The sequence below is a fragment of the Enterocloster citroniae genome (genome assembly GCF_040545455.1).
In the GTDB taxonomy this organism is placed as follows: Bacteria; Bacillota; Clostridia; order Lachnospirales; family Lachnospiraceae; genus Enterocloster; species Enterocloster citroniae.
On record NZ_JBEPLZ010000036.1, the window covers coordinates 1 to 20,163 of the forward strand.

Sequence of the window (20,163 nt, forward strand, 5' to 3'; positions counted from 1 at the left end):
TGCAGACCTACATCTAGTTTAGCACAGGAGTTGCTTTTATCTGAAGATATTCCCTCCACCTGCAGAGCAGGTGGTTTATTTTTACTGTGACACAAGAAAAAGACCCCCGGAGAGCGGCAGCTCTCCGCGGGTCCTTATGTGACATAATGAACCTGCTCTTCTTTTCCAATACTACTGAATCCTTATCCTTCCCTGACCCAGGGGATCCGCATACTCTGCGGTCACAGCCCCGCCCAGGCTTCTGATATAGGAGGACAGCACATCCACGTCCACCATCACCTCATCCTTGATCACATTGCATCCGTTAAACATGGTCATACCATCGCCTCTGGACTTTAACATATAATTGTGGGAGGCCACTGTGTAAGTACGGCTTAAATCAATGGGTTCCCCGTTTACCATAATGTCCTTCACCCTGTAAGGGCCGTTTACACTGATGAAATTCCCCTTCTCATCCAGTTTCACACTGGAGTTCACGGATGAATCAATGGTGTAGGTCAAACCGGACACCTGCAGGAATCCGCCGCACTCCTGGGGATAATCCCTGGACGCCATCTCCAGGGCATCCTTGATGACCTGTCCTGTTGCCTCAACCACGCACCCCATATTTCCATAAGGGAATACTGCCAATGTATCATTGTAGGTGATATTTCCCGGCTTAATATCAGCCCTGATGCCTCCGCCGTTGCTAAGGCCGATATCAGCGCCCAGTTGTGTGCGGTAAGCATCCGCTGTCAGATCTCCCAGATTTGTCTCACCGCTTCTTACCCGGCGGTTTCCGTCTGCGGGATCGTTTACTGTAAGCAGGTAGGGAGTGGTCCCAAGCACTGTTTTTAATGTCTCATTGTACTGGCTCTGTATCCCCTTAATAAAGCGGTCCGTGGTGTAATCCACTGCTTTTCCGTTTTCATTGACAATGCTTCCCCCGGGGATCAGCAGATGGAGTCCCACCGGCAGCAGGTCCGCATTCTTAAGCTTGTCCAGATTGTGGTTGTAGATATCGATCCATCTGTCATAGGAACCCAGCTCCCTTTTTGCGATCCTGCTAAGGGTGTCGTTCTTCCGGACCACATAGTCCCTGGCCAGATCCATTGCCAAAACCTCTGACACCAGCTCTGTGCGTATGGTACCGTCCGTGCCAATGGTCAGCTTCCCAATGTTGTTCAGCTTTGTACCTGTCTGGGTAATGATTACGTCCTGTCCGTCCCTGTTTTTTGCTGTCATGCTTGGGGTAGTCTCATGGGAATGGCCGTCAATACACACATTGATTCCCGTAGTGTTCCTGATTATATTAACAGCACTCCACCGGTCCGTAACCCCTGTCTCTCCCAGATGCCCCACCATGATCACATAATCGGCGCCTTCATTCCTGGCAGCGTCCACACTTGCCTGGACTTGGCTGTACAGACTCTGTCCGCTTTCATCCTCACAAAAGGAATAGATGTAATTACCGGCCCCGTCCTGGAAATAAGCGGGAGTGGACTTGGTAAAGCTCTCCGGTGTGGACACGCCCACATATGCTACCCTGGTATCCCCGTATGTGATCATCTTATAAGGTGCAAACACGGCTGCGCCTGTTGCCGTGCTGATAAAATTACAGGAATAATAACCGCAGTTTAATTTTCCCGCCAGGTCCAAAAACCTTGCCATGCCATAGTCAAATTCATGGTTGCCCGGAACAGCCACATCATATCCCACCTGGTTCATGATATCAATGAGATATCCGCCCTCAGACAGCGTGCCGATCGGCGCTCCCTGAATGGCATCCCCTGCGTCCACAAGGGTAACATAGGGTGTCTGCTGCTGCATCTGCTTTTTGTACAGTGAAAGCCCTGCGTAGCCGATGTTGTCATCCACTCCGCAGTGGACATCGTTTGTGTAAAGCACCACAATATCCTGATCCGCGCCAAATGCAGTGACAGGCATACCGGCTGTAAGGGAACAGATCATTCCCACGGCCAGAAGCAGTGACAGCAGCCTTTGTTTCATTCTTTCTTTCATGAACTTCCTCCTCTCATACTTGAACTTTTAGGGTTAATTTAACTATAGCACATAAAGGGCAATGGCGGAACATTTTTCCAGTCATTAACAGCCAAAAAAATCAGGCCGTACATAGGATACCATCACCATGTACAGCCTGACTGCTCTTCAACCTCTATTATCCAACCCTCAGCTTAAACTTCTGAAGATCCCTGTCAGAATCCACTTTCTCGATCATTGCCCCAAGTCCCTGGAGCTTATCCTCAAAGCACTCATACCCTCTCTGGATATAACCGATCTCATCCACCACCGTATATCCCTCTGCTGCAAGACCTGCGATCACAAGGGCCGCCCCTGCCCGTAAGTCCGGCGCGTTTACCTGCGCTCCCGTAAGGCGCTTCACTCCATCAATCACAGCCACATTTCCCTCTACCTTTATGTTGCTGCCCATTCGGGCCAGCTCATCCACGTACTTAAAACGGTTCTCAAAAATGCTTTCCGTCACCATACTTGTACCACTGGCCAGCACAAGGGCAACCGACATCTGAGGCTGCATGTCCGTTGGAAATCCAGGATACGGCAGGGTCTTTATATCTGTGTGGCGCTGTGACGGTTTACCCACCACGCGGACCGCGTCATCAAATTCAACCACCTCACATCCGATCTCTATGAGCTTAGCGGAAATGGCTTCCAAATGCTTAGGTATTACATTTTTGATCATAATATCCCCTCTGGTAGCCGCGGCAGCGCACATAAACGTACCTGCCTCGATCTGGTCAGGGATAATGGAATATTCAGTTCCATGGAGCCTGTCTACGCCTCTGATACGGATGGTGTCGGTTCCGGCTCCCTTAATATTGGCTCCCATGCTGTTTAAGAAGTTTGCCACATCAACAATATGGGGTTCCTTTGCCGCATTCTCCAGAATGGTCTGCCCCTCTGCCAGGGCGGCTGCCATCATAATGTTAATGGTCGCTCCCACGGAAACAACATCCAGATAAATATGGCTTGCTACCAGGTCAATGGCATGGGCGATCACTGCCCCGCGCTCAATAACTACCTCTGCTCCCAATGCCCTAAAGCCCTTGATATGCTGGTCAATGGGCCTGCTGCCGATATTGCAGCCTCCGGGAAGGGGAACCTGGGCACTCTTATACTTACCCAAAAGAGCGCCTATAAAATAATAGGAGGCGCGGATCTTACGGATATATTCATCGTCAACGGATACTTCTTTTATATTGCCTGCGTTAATCTTAACAGTGTGTCTGTCAATCCGTTCAACCCTTGCGCCGATCTCCTGAATTGCCTCTAACAGTACATTGATATCTCTCACATCCGGCAGATTATCAATTAAAACATCTTCATCTGTCATGATCGAAGCGGCCAGGATACCCAGTGCAGCGTTTTTCGCTCCGCTTACGGTCACATCACCCACTAACGGGTTACCGCCTTTGATTATATATTGTTCCATTCCACACCTCTGATATTTATTTAAACAAATCTCATTTCTATGGATAATAGTCCTAAATAATTACGTAAAAATTTGTTCATAATTTATTTACATCTTTCTTAGATTATACCATAAGAATCAGATTTGTAAAGTAAAACGCGCCGTACAGGCCCCGGCCCCTTCCATCCGCGGGCTGATCCAAAGGCTCTTTAAATATTCCGCCGTCTGTTTACATCCATGCAGACTGCCGGAAAAAGACAAAAGGACACGGCCCGGATCCAGGTCCGTGGAAAGATTCCACAGACATGATCTCAGGCCGTACCATTTACCGGAGCTTATTGGTTTTTACTGAAAAAACAGTGTATTTACATCCAGTGCTTCTTCGATCATATCTGACTCCAGCATAAAATCAGCTGTTTTCTGGAAGCCGTCTCTGTCCTCATCGCTGATTTCCATGGAGAAATCATAATATCCATACATTTCCTTTACTGCCTCTTCCTCCAAATCCAGTTCCTGAGCCACAATTTTTAATGCCTCCTCCTGGTTATCCTGCATAAATCCGGAAATTTCTTCCTGGGCTTTCATGAAACGCTCAATCACATCCTGGTTTGCATCATAAAAATCCTGTCTTACCGCCACTGCAATGATGGCTTTGATCAGACCTTCCCCGTCAGCCACCATGTGGTATCCCTGCTGTTTTGCCTGATAAGCCGTGGCTCCTGCGATCAGCGCCACATCCACGCTGCCGCCATCCAGGCCCGCTTTTGCATCCGGGATTCCCATATTCACATAGTTAACATCCTCAATAGTCATACCGCCCTCTGCAAGATAGGCGACCAGCAGCTCATGAAGATTTGTGCCCGCCGGTCCGGCAATGGTCTTTCCCTTCAGGCTCTCCGGTGTGGTCAGGCTGTCATCCGTGGAATACATGCAGAATGCCTTGGGGGACCGGCTGTACATGTTAAGCACCTTGATATCAGCTCCATTGGCAGCTGACAGGATCACGGAGGTTGCGCCTACTGCATAGAGGATCTGCACATCCCCTGATGCCAGGGCCTGGGTCTGGTCCGCCCCTGAATTGATCTCCGCATACTCCACGGAAATCCCCATATCCTCAAAGCTCTTTGCAAAGATTTCCTGGTTCTTTTCAATGATGGAAGGTACGTTAAGAGGTGAAACCACATAGGTAAATACCAGCTTGTCAATACCTGACGCTGCTTTCTGTGTATCCGTATTCTCCTCTGTATTTCCTGCATCCTTGCCGCTCTCAGAGGAATTGCTCTCCTCTGGTGATTCCTTCTCTGTCTGTGACTGCTGTTCTGTCTGGGCCCCGGTCGCTGCTCCCGTGGAAGATCCGCCACACCCAGTAAGTGCTGTCACCCCCATGCAGATTGCCATTCCTAATGCCATTAATCGTCTCATAATCCATATCCTCCTGATTCTTACTTTGAATTTTTATAACTTTTCAGTACGGCCCATCTTCTTGACCGGAAAATTCGGTCAAGAAGCATCGGATGTCCATCCGATGTGAAAATGGGTGCAAAAACGGACTTATAAGCGAGCTTAACGCCCGCTTTTGCACCCATTTTCCCGCCGTGCTGAACTGTTACAAATTTTTTATAATATCCCTTTTCAGGGAAATAAACATGTCATCCAGCAGATTCCGTTCCCCTGTGGTCTCAGGAACCTGATACTGGGCCTTTACCAGCCCTTTTTCGATCACTACGATCTTATGCCCAAGGATCAGGGCCTCATCAATGCTGTGGGTCACAAACAGGATACTGCTCCCCTGTTTTTTCTGGACCCGCATAAGCTCCTTTTGCATCTGCTCCCTGGTAAAATAGTCCAGTGCCGCGAAGGGCTCGTCCATCATAATAAAGGACGGCTCATATGCCAGTGCTCTTGCAATGGCTGTCCTCTGCTGCATCCCCCCGGAAAGCTGGGAGGGATAAGCTTTCTCAAATCCATCCAGTCCAACGGTAGCAACAATGTCAGCTATTTTTTTACTGTCCTGCTCCTTTTTGCCAAGCCCAAACCTTATGTTGTTCCACACCGTAAGCCATGGCATCAGCCTTGGCTCCTGGAATACAAAGGCGGTCCTGTGGGATTCCCCGTATCGTATTTCCCCTTGGTCCACTTTCTCCAGACCGCCTGTCAGGCGCAGAAGGGTTGTTTTGCCGCATCCGCTGCGTCCCAGGATCACGGTGATCCGGTTGGACGGGACCTGCAGGCTGATGCCGTTCAGGACCTGGACCGCCCTGTCTTCCACTAAGTACTGTTTGTGTACATTTATAAGCTCAATCCCAGCCATTATCACAGGATCCTTTCAATAATTTACTGATTGCCAGGGCAAAGATACGATCCGTCACATATCCCACCATACCGATGACCAGGATTCCCACGATCACCTTGTCTGTTCTGGACATCTGCTGGGCAAACAGGATCATGTGGCCCAGTCCGGTGGATGCCGCCACCATCTCAGCCCCAATGATCGCCCTCCAGCTGTATCCCAGGCCAATGCGCATACCCACCAGAATATCCGCTGATGCATAGGGCAGGATGATCCGCAGGAACTTACGCCCTCTGGAGTATCCAAACATGTCCCCCACTTCCAGAAGCTTCCTGTCGCATCCTGTAAACCCTTTTACTATATTTAAGTACATGGGGAAAAAGGATGCCAGCACAATGATCACGGTCTTCGTTGTCTCCCCGATCCCACACCATAAGATCAAAAGCGGTATCATGCTAAGTGGCGGGACATTGCGGAAAAACTGGACCATATACTCATAATATTTGCCGGACGCAGGCAGCAGGGCCCGCGCCATTCCAAGGACAAAGGCCAACACAAAGGCAATTGCAAATCCCTTCATGACGCGGATAAAGCTTATATATATATCCTTCCACAGCTCCCCTGTGACCAGCATTTTTATAAAACTCTGCAGCACCTTGGACGGCGGAGGCAGCACATAGGCGCTGAGGATACCGGACCGGCTTACCATGTACCACACCAGCAATACGGCCCCGATTCCAATGAGGGGCGCCGCCGCATTTTTCCACCTATGCTTCATCCTTTACCACCCCATCTCCATTGTGACAGCCCCTGTGGCAATACAGCATTTCCACCAGACGGACCGTTTTCCACTCCCCGCCTTTTACATATTGCTCAATATCTTCCCTGCCTGTGAGGCTCTCCGTTTTAAATCCCAGCTCTTTAAAAAATCCAGGCGGTATGGGGCTGGACTCGATCACCTTTCCCTTGGGGCTCTGTCCCAGCTCCTTAAGCAGCCCGTTCCACGTGACAAACCGGGTATCCTTTAACTTCAGTGCATTGCCCATATCCGCCAGGGAACGGCATGGGGTTGTAATGATCTTCTTTCCATCCCTCAAGTCTTCCCGTCCGCTGATCTCCCTTGCACAGTGGATCAGAATAGGCTCGATCTTTGCCACCTTCATCACATCCTTTACCAGTCCGCTGGCCATGGGACATCGTGCATCCGCCACTGTTTCCCCGCTTTCCTCAGTAAGCTTTTTATACTTGTCCTTTACGATCCGGCCCCAGTCCGTCTCACACCGCACCTGGTCCAGATCATGGGCTTTTAAAAATGCATCCAGTATACCGCTTTCATACATACTTTCCGTTACCGGATTAATCCATATATATGTCAATCCTCATTTCTCCTCACCTTCAAGGTTAGATTACCCTAACCAGCTTATACAGCATATCAAATAACAAGAAAAAAGTCAACTCCCTCCCAGCCCATATCCTGTCTCTGAGCACTGGAAGAAATTGACTTTCTACTTTTGACTTTTTACTTTTAACTTTTATGCTTTTGACTTTCTATTCTCTAATTCACGGACAGGGCGCACAGAAAATCATTCTGCAGATTATTAAAATACTCCGTGGCATCCCCCAGTCCCATTTTCCTGGTCTCCTGTGTCTGGGGATCATAGATGGTCACATTGTACTGATCGTATCCTGAAAGCAGTACATACTGTCCTGTCTCAACATAGGCGATCACGGGAATTCCCTTATCAATATAATACAGCACCTGGCTCAGACTGCAACCGTCCGCATCAATAAGGATCAGTCCGTCCTCATACATATTGCTTCCCGTAAAGGAATCCAGGTACTTTGTCACCTTCCTGGCTTCATCCACCGGCGATTTAATGGTTCTGATATTTCTCCGGTTAATCCTATCCCACACAATGTGCTGGTTTCCGTCCGTTACAAATCCCATCTGTCCATATGCCATTGACACCGCGGTGCTGAAGTTTCTGGATGCTCCTATATAATGGCCGCCCCCATACGCATAAAATACCATATCGGAATCCGCCTGCACGGCGCTGGCCGTACTCACATCCAGGGTGCTTGTATATTCATAGGAAAATGCTTTTGGCGCTGATGTCTTCACCTTGTCCGCATTTGTATCATGGTCCGCCTGTACAAAATATACCCTTCCCTTTTCCTTGGAAGCAAAATACCCGATACCTGCCATGACATCCTGATCCACCTTCTGATTGCAGACAATGGTGTCCTGGTCCTGGTACATGTACTGGTTTTCCCCCAAACGCACCAGGCGCTTCAGATGGATCCTGCCTTCCTCAGCCACCACATCGGCAATGTAAATTCCGTCTTTCCTGTACTCGCTTTCCACCTGCATCTGGTTGTCCACAATATACATAGCGTACATGGGGCTTCCCTTTCTCCGCCCATTGACGATCCAGCTGTCCCTGGAATTGCTAAGACCGTAGATCAGGTCATTCCCGACAAATCCCAGCACTCTCACATAATCTCCCTGAGCTCCTACGATTTCCTGTTTCTGGGCTGTGTTAAAGTCCATCACATGCACCTTATCCGACTCATAGAGCTTGGAACCTTCCTGCCAGGCAACGCGGCTTCCGTCCCCGCTTACTGCAAAACTTCCCTCTGTAAGGCCCTGGGCAACCACCAAAGACTCATTGCTCTTTAGATCGATCCCATACACACTTCCCTCCACCATCAGGTACATCATATTATTGGCACTGAGGTAGGAAAGGTTGTTTACATCCTCCCGGATCTTTTCAAAGGATTCCGTGGCCGGCAGATAAAATTTTTCATTGACCGTATCCTGTGCCCAATCATAGCTGTAAAACACGATTCCCATTCGTCCTTCATATTTACCCCTGTTCATATATCCATAGACAAGAAAATCCACGGTTCCATTGTCCTGAACAGATAATATTTTCACATCATGCTTATTGTAATTACTTCTGACACCGTCATCCTGGCTGCTGTCAAATGTAAATACACGCACCATCTGGTTTTCCTTCTGGTCGTAGCACCACAGATCTCCCCCTGTTTTAAAGGCCAGATATTGGGAATTTGTACTTTTGGCAGCTCTCACCATGGTATCATTTGTAATTCCAAGGAGTATTTTCTTACCTGAAAATGCTTCCGCGCTTCCCTCAAATATCTCATTTGCATTCCGCTCATAATTCATGAGATAGATGCGCTGTTCATTCCATTTCATGGTAAAATTGTCCTCGGTATCGATCAGAACGGGCGTATGGCCGCTTTCCTCCAGGGATACCGTATACCTGACCCGGACCTGACCCATGATCCCGTCAAACTCCTGAAGTGTTATCTGTGGTTCTCCCACCATTTCCACATCCATTCCGTCCCAGGTCAGGTGATTAAAGCTGGCCCTGATGGTAACATGTCCAAGAGAACTGTTATCCTCCGTATCACTGGTCTCCAGATATGACACAAGGTCCCTGGCCTGATTGTAATCCAGGCTCTTCCTGGTAAACTCTTCAGCCAATGTCACCATATCATCCGCATACGTGTTATCAGGCCACATGATCCTGGTATAATAATGGATCGTCTTTTCGCTGGTATTGACCGTCAACGTAAGGAAATACGGCTCGTTCCTGATCAAAAGATTCTGGATCGGCAGCGTGGCTTCCGTACTTCCACCACTGCTTTCCCATTGAGAAAGCTCGGTCCGTTCGATCAGCCGGTCCATGGACAGGTTTCTCACCTCATAGCTGATACCTGTAATGGTATTTCCATATTCCGCAATCCGTATATTCATTCCACGGTTTTCAGGCAGCACAGAGATACTCTCCCTGGCTGCCTGATTCCCCATCTCCTGCATATAACCATGCAGGCAGTTGATCTCTTTTCCATTTAACTCAGTATATATGACCGGCAGTTCCGGTTCATCCATAGAGGTGTATACAGTATACTCCTTCTCCATGGTATTTCTGGCACTTACAAAATAAACGATAATGGCCGTTATAAATATCAGGAATAAAATCCCTACTTTTTGTAATGTTCTTTTCATATGTGAATCGTTTCCTCATAAACAGGTTTGTTTTGTATCTTTCTATTATTTTATATAATAACCATGAAAACTACAACTTAATCTTTTCTAAATTTTATTAATGCTAAACCCCTGGTACAGCCTTTATTAAATAACCGGGTATATATGGTGTGATCATTCAAACGATCGTTCCTTTTCTAAAAGATACAAAATCCCCTTGAACACCGCCTGTTAAACATCTCATTGAGAAGCAGCACCTTGATCATATCCCTAAGCCATGACTGCCTTGGATCCGGCTTTGGTCTGGGCGGCGGGGGTACCGGCCTAGGGGGCGGGGGTACCGGCCTCGGGGGCGGGGGTACCGGCCTCGGCGGCTGCGGTGGTCTGGGCGGCGGGGGTACCGGCCTCGGCGGCTGCGGCGGTCTGGGCGGCGGGGGTACCGGCCTCGGCGGCTGCGGCGGTCTGGGCGGCGGGGGTAACGGCCTCGGCGGCTGCGGCGGTCTCGGCGGCTGCGGCGGCCTTACAGGACCTGGACCCATGGGTGGTCTTCCTGGTCCCGGTCCCATGGGCGGTCTTCCCTGGCCTTGACCTGGTCCCATGGGTGGTCTCTCCGGCCCTGGTCCCATGGGCGGTCTTCCCTGGCCTTGACCCGGTCCCATAGGCGGTCTTCCTGGTCCTGGTCCCATGGGCGGTCTTCCCTGGCCTTGACCCGGTCCCATAGGCGGTCTTCCCTGGCCTTGACCTGGTCCCATAGGCGGTCTTCCCTGGCCTTGACCTGGTCCCATAGGCGGTCTCTCCGGCCCTGGTCCCATGGGCGGTCTTCCCTGGCCTTGACCTGGTCCCATGGGCGGTCTTCCCTGGCCCTGGCCTGGTCCCATAGGCGGTCTTCCCTGGCCCTGGCCTGGTCCCATAGGCGGTCTCTCCGGCCCTGGTCCCATGGGCGGTCTTCCCTGGCCCTGACCCGGTCCCATGGGCGGTCTTCCCTGGCCCTGGCCTGGTCCCATAGGCGGTCTCTCCGGCCCTGGTCCCATAGGCGGTCTTTCCTGACCCTGGCCTGGTCCCATGGGCGGTCTCTCCGGCCCTGGTCCCATGGGCGGTCTTCCCTGGCCCTGACCCGGTCCCATGGGCGGTCTTCCCTGGCCCTGGCCTGGTCCCATAGGCGGTCTCTCCGGCCCTGGTCCCATAGGCGGTCTTTCCTGACCCTGGCCTGGTCCCATGGGCGGTCTTCCGCCTTGCGTCCTAGCCATTTCCTTTCCTCTCATCTCCTGGATTTCCATTTTTTCTTCCAGGGAATGTACATTAAACCCATTATCAAATTCATTACTATTTTTTAAAAGGCTAGAACGACTTCCATTCCCACCCGTGTTAACCGCACGTATGGAAGTTGACTCCGCTATATGTTCTGAATTATGATCCTGTGCCTTTACCATGTTGTTATCTGGTCCCTGATCTGAATAATCCGGGATTATGTCCAGACGCTGCATATCCTTTTTCAGTTCCGCCATCTCCAAAGCGCTTTTATCTGCTTCCGTTATGTTCCACATGCTTTGCACGCGCTCCGGCCCTTCGGATGAAATGACTGTATTATAGATGGAATCACATAGCCGGTTTATCATCAGATGATCCGGATACTCATCATACATGGGACTGTTTTTATAATCCAGTCTGTCACATGCTTCTGATACATATCCCTGAAGTATTTTAATTCCTGACGGATACATACTTTTCAGATACTCTATATCCTGCATTTACTCTTCCTTTACCAAGTTTCTCTTACCAATATCATATGCACGTTCTTCTCACTCTGCCCCTTTCTTTTGTTTTTTCTTCAAAAATAATATAAAACCGGAGTTTCCATATCTACGGCGGAAACTCCGGTTTCTGTAAATTTATGTAAATTCTTGTAGAATCCTTGATCAATTCTTTTTCACATATCCCAATGCCTGTTCCAGAGCTTCCTGTTCTTCATTTCCAAGAACAATGTCTGTCTGGCCCATATCTACTTCCTTCATATAGAGATAACAGCCTTCCCTGCTATGGACACAATTCATAACAAACCCACTGTTGGTATAGTCCAGCACAGATAATGCAAAACTGAGATTTCCTCCCATGCCTTTAAACGCATTATATTTTACAATACCATACTTTTGGAAAGAAGCCCTGAAGTTGCGGTTCAGAGTCCGGATGGAATCCTTATTTGACCTGTCTTCTGCCCTCAAATCACGAAGTTCATCCAACTCGTCCATAATCATGTCTTCCAGAGTTTCCGCATCCTTGCCCCGCATGAAATAATCGTATTTGCGGTCCAGTTTTCTCAGCTTTGCCATTGTCACAATGACCAGTATCAGCAGCAAGACCACTATTGTCATAAGTCCCAAAATAATATATGCGGGATCAAATGGACATTGATTTAAAATGCTGTTCTCCATTGTATATCTTCTCTCCTTTGTGTCTAACGAATAGATTCAATCATTTCCACAATCCGCTCTAATTCTGCTTCCGAATAATATTCAATCTCTATCCGGCCCTTATTCTTGTCCTTATTATGGATACTTACCTTTGTACCCATAATGGTTTTCATTCTATCTTCCAGATTCTGGTATATGATAGCAAGGGTTTCATCCTTGGACTTTTCCTTCTTTTCCTCATGACCATCAGCCGCATCCTTAGCTAAACGTTTTACCAGACGCTCTGTCTCCCTGACACTCAAAGCTCCATCTAAAATAAGCTTTGCTGCTTTTAACTGAAGCACTTTGTCATCTAATGACAGTAATGCCCGGGCATGTCCACTGGATATAAGGTTCTGTATGAGCATTTCCTGTATTTGTTCATCCAGTTTCAAAAGTCTCATGGAGTTTGTTATGGTGGCCCTATTTTTTGCAACCCTGACTGCAATCTCTTCCTGAGTTAAATGGAATTCTTTTACCAGCTGCTGGTAAGCCAAGGCTTCCTCAATTGGATTTAAGTCAGCCCTCTGCACATTCTCTATCAGTGCGATCTCCATACTTTCCTGTTTGCTATACTCTCTTAGTACAACTGGAATTTCCTTTAAGCCCGCGATTTTCGCGGCCCGCCATCTGCGTTCTCCGGCTATGATCTCATAAAAGGTCCCTTTTTTCTGTACTAAAAGCGGCTGAAGAACACCGTACCGTTTAATGGATTCAGCCAGTTCACAAAGCTGTTCCTCGTTGAAATCCTTTCTCGGCTGCTCTTTGTTTGGTTCAATCAAAGCCAGCTTGATCATCAACTCGCTGCCCTTTTCTTCCCCTTTATCAGTTGCCGCCGCCTTGGCTTTCGCAATATCTTCTTCGCTTTCTTTTATAACATCCTCACCAAAAATGGCACCCAATCCTTTTCCTAAACCCTTCTTTGCCATTACAACTCTTCTCCTCTGCTCATTACTTCTGCCGCAAGCATTCTATAGCTTTCAGCCCCCGTTGATCTGGAATCATAGAAATTAATTGACATACCATGGCTGGGAGCTTCGGCCAAACGGACATTTCTTGGAATAATGGTTTTATAAATTGTTCGGTTTAAACTGCTTTTAACACTTTCCACAACCTCCAAGGAAAGGTTAGTCCTTGCATCATACATGGTGAATACCACACCCTCCAGTTCCAAACCCGGGTTCAGCTTCCGCTTCACAAGATCTACTGTTTTTAGTACCTGATTCAGTCCCTCCAGAGCATAATACTCACATTGTATGGGAACCAGCACCGTATCCGCTGCTGTCAGTGCATTGATTGTCAATATATTTAAAGATGGGGGACAGTCAATCAGAATAAAATCATATGTATCACGTACCTGATTCAGACAATTACTGAGAAGTTTTTCCTTATCTTCCACTTCCTGAAACTCGATTTCCGCACCTGCCAGGTTCATATCCGAGGGCAGAATATCAAGATTCGGCTGTATCTCATTTATAATACACTCCTCAACAGGTTCCTCTTCGATCAGCATGTCATATACTGTTTTATCAAAATCCTCCCGTTCCAATCCCAGACCACTGCTGGCATTTCCCTGGGGATCAAAATCCACCAGCATTACCTTTTGACCGGCCTCAGCCAGACAGGCGGCAAGATTAATGGCCGTGGTCGTTTTCCCAACCCCGCCCTTCTGATTGGTTATAGTTATTATTCGTCCCATTTGTATTGATTCCTTTCTCGAAAAAATAAGCCTTCTTCGATTACTTTTACGATTATATCACAACTCTAATTCTTTTCCTATGCATAATTCTTAGAAACTCATAATTTTACCGTTTTATACAAAAAATGTTTCACGTGAAACATTTTTATGTCATAAAACTCTTAAGAATAATTTAATCCTCTACCCGTTGTAATAGCCCCCAGCTTGTATTATAATAGATAAAACAACCAAAACCAGGAGAGTATAATTGAATGAAAACAAGAAGTAAATTATTAACATTACTCATACTGTCAGCTGGAGCAGCCACTACCACTGCTCTTATTAATAAAGCAATCAAACTATCAGCTACATCCCGTAATGTATTAGGTGAGCCGGAAGCTCTCTGTTACAAGTGGCGTCTGGGTAATATTTATTACACCAGGACCGGCAGTGGAAAACCACTTCTCCTGGTCCATGACCTTACACCTGCTTCCAGCGGATACGAGTGGAAGAATCTGGTTGGTAAGCTTGCAGAAAATCATACCGTCTATACCATTGATCTGTTAGGTTTTGGACGTTCAGAAAAGCCTAATTTGACTTATACCAATTATCTGTATGTACAGCTGCTCTGCGACTTCATCAAGTCTGAGATCGGTCACCGGACTGATATGCTTTCTTCCGGTTCCTCGTCCACTCTGGGAATTATGGCATGTTCCAATTCCCCGGAACTGTTTGACCAGCTTATGTTTATCAACCCTGAAAGCATTTTATCTTCCAGCCAGTTACCCGGAAAGAATGTAAAACTATATAAATTTATGTTGGATCTTCCAATTGTAGGAACTTTAATCTATCACATATCATGCAGTAAACAGGCACTTACCAAAGAATTTATGACAAACTATTACTATAATCCTTATTCTGTAAGGGCGGGCATGATAGATGCATATCATGAAGCAGCACATTTGGGAGAATCACCAAAATCTGTATATGCCAGTCTTGAGTGCAATTATGTGAAATGTAATATTGTAAATGCTTTAAAAAAGATAGATAACAGCATTTATTTGATAGGTGGTGCTGCTCTTGATGAAATGGAAGAACTGATGTCGGAATATAAGGACTATAATCCGGCCGTGGAGACAGCTTCTATTCCCAACACAAAGCTCACTCCTCATTTAGAAAAGCCCTCTGAGGTTTACCAGTTAATTCAAACCTTCCTATCATAGCTTTAAATATGTTTCACGTGAAACATCCGGTTCGGATACCATTGATCCGAACCGTTTTATTTATTATCTCAAGGAAAGGAAATAATTCATATGATACGAATAGGATGCCATTTATCCTCATCAAAAGGGTACCAAGCAATGGCAAAAGATGCAGTCAAAATTGATGCCAATACTTTCCAGTTCTTTACTCGGAATCCAAGAGGTGGAAATGCTAAAGCAATTAACGAAAAAGATGTAAAAGCTTTTTTACTTAAAACAGAGGAGGAAGACATCTCTCCTATCCTGGCGCACGCCCCTTACACTTTAAATGCTTGTTCCGCAGATCCAAGGTTACGGGATTTCGCCAAACGTACCATGGCAGACGATCTTGTAAGAATGGAGTATACACCGGGGAATATGTATAACTTTCATCCGGGATGCCATGTCAAACAGGGGGTGGATGTTGGTGTTTCATATATAGCTGAAATGCTCAATGAAATTCTCACTTCCGAACAGACCACTACTGTCCTGCTGGAAACCATGGCAGGCAAAGGCAGTGAGATCGGTGCGACATTTCAAGAGTTAAAACAAATTCTTGATTTAGTAGATTTATCAGACCATATGGGAGTATGTCTGGATACCTGTCATGTGTGGGACGGAGGATATGATATCGCCAATCATTTAGAAGAAGTACTGGACGAGTTTGATCAGGTGATTGGGCTAAATCGTCTAAAAGCAATTCACTTAAATGACAGCCAAAACCCATTGGGCGCACATAAGGACAGACACGCCAGACTTGGCGAAGGTCACATAGGAATTGATACTTTTTATAAAATTGTGACTCATCCCATTTTAAGCAAGCTTCCATTCTATTTAGAAACTCCGAATGATTTAGATGGCTATAGGAGAGAAATTCACATGATGCGGGAAGCTGCTGATTTATAATTAAATATTAGAAATAGGTTTTTACTACAAATAAGAAAAGAGGAAATGTTTCACGTGAAACATTTCCTCTTTTCTTATATCAATTATTTTAACGGTTCTCTGGTAGGCATTCCCGCCTTACGTGGATACTTTTTTGAGATTGCCTTAATTTTCTCAATTACCACAAGGGATCTGGCAGCATCTGTGCCTGGAAGCAAAAACTTTTTAACCATCTTTTGCTCTCCTCCCAGCAGTCCAATCGCTCTTTGCGCCTGAACCAACTCCTCGTCAATCTCCCCGGACTTATAAGGTACAAAATATCCGCCAACCTTAACAAATGGCATACAATACTCAGAAAGAGATGCCAAATTGGCAACTGCCCTGGACACACATAGATCATAGGTCTCCCGGTGTTCCGCCAACCGTCCCGCATCCTCGGCTCTGCCATGAACAAATGTGACATTCTCCAAATTAAGAGCATCACATACTTCTTCAAGAAATTTTATTCGTTTATTCAAGGAATCCAGAAGAGTTACACGAATTCCTGGAAAAACAATTTTTAATGGAATACCCGGGAAACCGGCCCCTGTACCAACATCAATGATCCGGCTGTTCTCAAACCAGCCCACCCCCTGTTTTCCTGTTTTTTCCATTTCCTGAATTACGGCAAAAAGTGACAAGCTGTCACTAAAATGTTTTGTCACAACCTCATGTTCCTCAGTAATGGCAGTGAGGTTCATTACCTTGTTCTTCTCCACCAGCATTTCATAATAGGTGAAAAACTGATCCATCTGATGTTCACTTAGTCTGATGCCCAGCTGATCCAATTCCCTTTTCATCTGATCTAAAAATGTTTCTGTCATATAGCTCCTCACTGTTTCTCACTGTTTTCTCGTGAAATGCACCAGCAATACGGAAATATCTGCCGGTGAAACACCGGATATCCGGGAGGCCTGTCCAATGGTGGCGGGCTGCACCTTATTCAGCTTCTGGACCGCCTCCCTGCGCAGGCTGTTTACCTCAGAATAATCAAAATTCTCAGGCAGTTTCTTATTTTCCAACTTTCCGAACTGTTCTACCTGTTGAAGCTGGCGTTTAATATAACCCTCATATTTAATCTCAATATTCACCTGCTCCCTTACGTCAGCAGCAAGTTCAGGTCTTTCCTCATCCAGTTCCTCCAGCTTATCATAATCAAGCTCAGGCCTTTTGATCAGCTCCGCCAGTGTGATTCCTGACTTCAGCTGAGTACTTCCATATTTTTCCATACATGCCCGGGTTTTTGGATTTAATCCAACCACCGTGCGGCCAAGCCTTTTAATTTCAAGATCAATGGCCTCCATCTTATGGATCAGCTGTTCATACTCCTTATCACTTACAAGTCCTATGTCATGTCCTATTTTTCTAAGCCTTATATCAGCATTATCCTGTCTGAGAAGAAGCCTGTATTCAGCTCTGGATGTCATCATCCTATAAGGCTCATGGTTTTCCTTGGTTACCAGATCATCGATCAGCACGCCTATATACGCCTGGGAACGGCTGAGAACAACCTGGTCCCTTCCCGTGATCTTCATGGCGGCATTTACACCAGCCATAAATCCCTGAACAGCCGCCTCCTCATAACCGGAGGATCCATTAAACTGCCCGCCTGCGTAAAGGCCGGATATCTTCTTAAACTCCAGTGTTGGTTTAAGCTGAAGGGCATTAATACAGTCATATTCAATGGCATAGGCATTCCTTACAATCTGAACATGCTCCAGTCCCGGCACAGTTCTGTACATTGCATACTGTACATCTTCAGGCAGGGAACTGCTCATTCCACCCAGGTACATTTCACTGGTATAAAGGCCTTCCGGCTCCACAAACACCTGATGGCGGTCCTTGTCCGGAAACTTTACCACCTTATCCTCAATGGAAGGACAGTACCTTGGTCCGGTTCCCTCAATGGCTCCTGAAAACAGGGGGGAACGGTCCAGATTATCTCTGATGATCCTGTGAGTCTCTTGATTTGTATAAGTCAGCCAGCAGGATACCTGCTCCTTTTGGACACTTTCCGGATCCGTGGAAAATGAAAACGGCACCACTCTCTCATCCCCAAACTGCTCCTCCATCTTTGAGAAGTCAATGCTCTTTTTATCTACCCTGGCAGGAGTCCCTGTCTTAAACCGGAACATCTCAATACCATTAGCCTTCAGGGAATCTGTAAGATGGTTAGCTGCCTGCAGCCCATTGGGACCTGTAGGATTGCTCACATCCCCATAGATACATCTTGCCTTCAGATAGGTTCCCGTACAGAGGATCACGCATTTCGCCCTGTACAGAGCGCCGGAAAATGTACGTACTCCCTGTATCTTTCCATCCTCCACCACTATTTCAGACACCTCAGCCTGACGTATGGTAAGATGATCCGTCTGTTCCAGGGTCTTTCTCATCTGTCTGCTGTAATCCTGTTTATCGGCTTGAGCCCGCAGGGAATGGACAGCCGGTCCCTTGGATTCATTGAGCATTTTCGACTGGATAAAAGACTTGTCAATATTCTTTCCCATCTCTCCGCCCAAAGCGTCCAGTTCCCGTACCAGATGTCCCTTGGAACTGCCACCCACATTGGGGTTACACGGCATCAGCGCAATGCTGTCCACACTCACCGTAAACATGATAGTTTCAAGCCCCAGACGCGCACAGGCCAGCGATGCTTCACAGCCGGCATGTCCGGCTCCCACAACTACAATATCATATGTTTCTTCCAAATATGGCATAATTCCATGATCCTCTTTCATTTAAAAACTATTTCCCCATACAGAACCTGGCAAATATCTCATTCACCAGATCATCATCCACTGCCTCACCAATGATCAAGCCCAGCTGTTCATAGGCATCCATAAGATCAATGGAATAAAAATCCTCCGGCATCTGGTCCTCAATGCTTCCCCTCACCATCTCAAGGCTTTTAAGGGCCTCCTCCAAAGCTTCCTTATGGCGCACATTTGTTATATAAACCTGATCATTAAACTTAAGCTCGCCGTGATAAAACAGATGTCTGATCTCCAGCTCCAACTCCCCGATCCCCTGTTCTTCCTTTGCGGACACGGGAATCACCTTCTGCCCACACATTTTCTCCAGGTCATCCTTTTCCACCACAATCTGAAGGTCTGATTTATTCAGCAGTATAATGGATTTCCTGCCACGGATAAACTCCAGGATTTCCCTGTCGCTCTCATCCAACGGCCTGGAACCGTCCACCACAAATATGATCAGGTCCGCATCCCTGGCAGCCCTGCGCGCCCTGTCCACCCCAATCTTTTCCACCACGTCTTCTGTGTCCCGTATACCTGCCGTATCCACCACATTCAGGCTGATACCCTGTAGATAGATATGTTCTTCCAAGGTGTCCCTGGTAGTTCCGGCAATCTCAGTTACAATGGCCCTCTCCTCTCCCAGGAGCACATTCATAAGGGAAGACTTTCCCGCATTGGGTTTTCCCAGGATCACCGTTTTCACCCCTTCTGTCATAACCCTGCCGTCATCAGCGGACTCTACCAGCTCTCTCACCTGCGAGATCATGACCTCCAGTTCTCCCTTAAGCCCTGCGCTGTATCCGTCCAGTGAAATGTGTTCAGGGTCATCCAGAGCAGACTCAATAAATGCAATCTGATATAAGATCCCAGCCCTTAGATCCCTGATCCGTTTTGATACCGAACCGCTCAGCTGGCCGACCGAACTTTTTAATGCATATTCATTGGTAGCATTAATCACGTCCGCCACCGCCTCGGCCTGGGACAGGTCGATCCTGCCGTTTAAAAATGCCCGCTTTGTAAATTCACCCGGCTGTGCGGTCCTTGCCCCGGCGTGTATCACTGCCTCCAGGATCTTTTTAACCATGAGGATCCCTCCATGGCAGTCTATCTCCACCGTATCCTCGGCCGTATAACTGTGAGGCCCCTTCATGACCAGTACAAGGGCTTCATCCACCTTCTCATCCCCATCATAAATAAACCCGTAATGGACCGTATGAGATCTGGCATTGCTCAGCTTTACCTGGTCCCCATTCTTATTCCGGTAAAGTTTATCGATCACTGAAAATGCCTCATCTCCGCTGATCCTCACAATGCCGATCCCGGAATTGCTCATTCCGGTGGCTATGGCTGCAATTGTATCTGTCTTCATCTTCTATCCTTTC

At 47.2% G+C, this 20,163-nt stretch carries 15 protein-coding genes; 2 read left to right on the plus strand and 13 right to left on the minus strand.

Annotated elements, in window-relative coordinates; translation table 11 throughout:
- Window positions 1–171: 171 nt before the first annotated feature.
- From ABID13_RS26320 to ABID13_RS26365, 10 genes are all read right to left on the minus strand, one after another.
- Complete coding sequence (locus tag ABID13_RS26320; protein WP_048929228.1) at window positions 172–2,001, minus strand: bifunctional metallophosphatase/5'-nucleotidase; 1,830 nt, start codon at window positions 1,999–2,001, stop codon at window positions 172–174.
- Between the two features lie 157 nt (window positions 2,002–2,158).
- Complete coding sequence (murA, locus tag ABID13_RS26325; protein ID WP_048929229.1) at window positions 2,159–3,451, minus strand: UDP-N-acetylglucosamine 1-carboxyvinyltransferase; 1,293 nt, start codon at window positions 3,449–3,451, stop codon at window positions 2,159–2,161.
- A 324-nt stretch (window positions 3,452–3,775) separates the two neighbouring features.
- Window positions 3,776–4,852 carry an ABC transporter substrate-binding protein gene (locus ABID13_RS26330; protein ID WP_007862587.1) on the minus strand — a complete coding sequence of 359 codons (1,077 nt, stop codon included), beginning with the start codon at window positions 4,850–4,852 and terminating at the stop codon, window positions 3,776–3,778.
- Between the two features lie 184 nt (window positions 4,853–5,036).
- The gene (locus tag ABID13_RS26335) at window positions 5,037–5,741 is read right to left on the minus strand and encodes an ABC transporter ATP-binding protein (protein WP_045091574.1); all 705 of its coding nucleotides are present in this window, start codon (window positions 5,739–5,741) and stop codon (window positions 5,037–5,039) included.
- The gene (locus tag ABID13_RS26340; protein ID WP_007862589.1) at window positions 5,728–6,498 is read right to left on the minus strand and encodes an ABC transporter permease; all 771 of its coding nucleotides are present in this window, start codon (window positions 6,496–6,498) and stop codon (window positions 5,728–5,730) included. The genes ABID13_RS26335 and ABID13_RS26340 overlap by 14 nt, the downstream gene beginning before the upstream one ends.
- A complete protein-coding gene (locus tag ABID13_RS26345; protein WP_007862590.1) occupies window positions 6,488–7,096 on the minus strand; it encodes a hypothetical protein in 609 nt (202 codons plus the stop codon). The genes ABID13_RS26340 and ABID13_RS26345 overlap by 11 nt, the downstream gene beginning before the upstream one ends.
- A 179-nt stretch (window positions 7,097–7,275) precedes the next feature.
- Window positions 7,276–9,756 (minus strand): C39 family peptidase, encoded by a 2,481-nt coding sequence (locus ABID13_RS26350; protein WP_007862592.1) that lies wholly within the window; start codon window positions 9,754–9,756, stop codon window positions 7,276–7,278.
- Between the two features lie 1,895 nt (window positions 9,757–11,651).
- A complete protein-coding gene (locus ABID13_RS26355) occupies window positions 11,652–12,164 on the minus strand; it encodes a DUF4446 family protein (protein WP_048929231.1) in 513 nt (170 codons plus the stop codon).
- Between the two features lie 23 nt (window positions 12,165–12,187).
- On the minus strand, window positions 12,188–13,111 hold the full coding sequence (locus ABID13_RS26360) for a ParB/RepB/Spo0J family partition protein (protein ID WP_048929232.1): 924 nt from the start codon (window positions 13,109–13,111) through the stop codon (window positions 12,188–12,190).
- Window positions 13,111–13,881 (minus strand): ParA family protein, encoded by a 771-nt coding sequence (locus ABID13_RS26365; protein WP_007862599.1) that lies wholly within the window; start codon window positions 13,879–13,881, stop codon window positions 13,111–13,113. Before ABID13_RS26365 ends, ABID13_RS26360 begins: the two co-directional genes overlap by 1 nt.
- A gap of 251 nt (window positions 13,882–14,132) precedes the next feature.
- Between ABID13_RS26365 and ABID13_RS26370 the strand changes: the two genes are divergently transcribed.
- A complete protein-coding gene (locus tag ABID13_RS26370) occupies window positions 14,133–15,083 on the plus strand; it encodes an alpha/beta fold hydrolase (protein ID WP_048929233.1) in 951 nt (316 codons plus the stop codon).
- 90 nt (window positions 15,084–15,173) lie between these two features.
- Window positions 15,174–16,007 carry a deoxyribonuclease IV gene (locus ABID13_RS26375; RefSeq protein WP_048929234.1) on the plus strand — a complete coding sequence of 278 codons (834 nt, stop codon included), beginning with the start codon at window positions 15,174–15,176 and terminating at the stop codon, window positions 16,005–16,007.
- A gap of 83 nt (window positions 16,008–16,090) precedes the next feature.
- Here the strand turns inward: ABID13_RS26375 and rsmG are convergent, their stop codons facing one another.
- From rsmG to mnmE, 3 genes are read right to left on the minus strand one after another with little or no spacing between them, the layout of a single operon-like run.
- Window positions 16,091–16,849 (minus strand): 16S rRNA (guanine(527)-N(7))-methyltransferase RsmG, encoded by a 759-nt coding sequence (rsmG, locus tag ABID13_RS26380; RefSeq protein WP_048929235.1) that lies wholly within the window; start codon window positions 16,847–16,849, stop codon window positions 16,091–16,093.
- An 18-nt stretch (window positions 16,850–16,867) separates the two neighbouring features.
- Window positions 16,868–18,742, minus strand: coding sequence for a tRNA uridine-5-carboxymethylaminomethyl(34) synthesis enzyme MnmG (mnmG, locus tag ABID13_RS26385; RefSeq protein ID WP_048929274.1), 1,875 nt, complete (start codon window positions 18,740–18,742; stop codon window positions 16,868–16,870).
- 28 nt (window positions 18,743–18,770) lie between these two features.
- Window positions 18,771–20,150 carry a tRNA uridine-5-carboxymethylaminomethyl(34) synthesis GTPase MnmE gene (gene mnmE, locus ABID13_RS26390; RefSeq protein ID WP_007862606.1) on the minus strand — a complete coding sequence of 460 codons (1,380 nt, stop codon included), beginning with the start codon at window positions 20,148–20,150 and terminating at the stop codon, window positions 18,771–18,773.
- Between the last annotated feature and the right edge of the window lie 13 nt (window positions 20,151–20,163).

Bases quoted from the DNA above. Each gene is read 5' to 3' on its own strand.
- mnmE (WP_007862606.1), bottom strand. From the start codon at position 20,150: ATGAAGACAGATACAATTGCAGCCATAGCCACCGGAATGAGCAATTCC.
- ABID13_RS26370 (WP_048929233.1), top strand. From the start codon at position 14,133: ATGAAAACAAGAAGTAAATTATTAACATTACTCATACTGTCAGCTGGA.
- ABID13_RS26335 (WP_045091574.1), bottom strand. From the start codon at position 5,741: ATGGCTGGGATTGAGCTTATAAATGTACACAAACAGTACTTAGTGGAA.
- ABID13_RS26355 (WP_048929231.1), bottom strand. From the start codon at position 12,164: ATGGAGAACAGCATTTTAAATCAATGTCCATTTGATCCCGCATATATT.
- rsmG (WP_048929235.1), bottom strand. From the start codon at position 16,849: ATGACAGAAACATTTTTAGATCAGATGAAAAGGGAATTGGATCAGCTG.
- ABID13_RS26350 (WP_007862592.1), bottom strand. From the start codon at position 9,756: ATGAAAAGAACATTACAAAAAGTAGGGATTTTATTCCTGATATTTATA.
- ABID13_RS26375 (WP_048929234.1), top strand. From the start codon at position 15,174: ATGATACGAATAGGATGCCATTTATCCTCATCAAAAGGGTACCAAGCA.
- ABID13_RS26320 (WP_048929228.1), bottom strand. From the start codon at position 2,001: ATGAAAGAAAGAATGAAACAAAGGCTGCTGTCACTGCTTCTGGCCGTG.
- mnmG (WP_048929274.1), bottom strand. From the start codon at position 18,742: ATGCCATATTTGGAAGAAACATATGATATTGTAGTTGTGGGAGCCGGA.
- ABID13_RS26360 (WP_048929232.1), bottom strand. From the start codon at position 13,111: ATGGCAAAGAAGGGTTTAGGAAAAGGATTGGGTGCCATTTTTGGTGAG.
- ABID13_RS26330 (WP_007862587.1), bottom strand. From the start codon at position 4,852: ATGAGACGATTAATGGCATTAGGAATGGCAATCTGCATGGGGGTGACA.
- ABID13_RS26365 (WP_007862599.1), bottom strand. From the start codon at position 13,881: ATGGGACGAATAATAACTATAACCAATCAGAAGGGCGGGGTTGGGAAA.
- ABID13_RS26340 (WP_007862589.1), bottom strand. From the start codon at position 6,498: ATGAAGCATAGGTGGAAAAATGCGGCGGCGCCCCTCATTGGAATCGGG.
- murA (WP_048929229.1), bottom strand. From the start codon at position 3,451: ATGGAACAATATATAATCAAAGGCGGTAACCCGTTAGTGGGTGATGTG.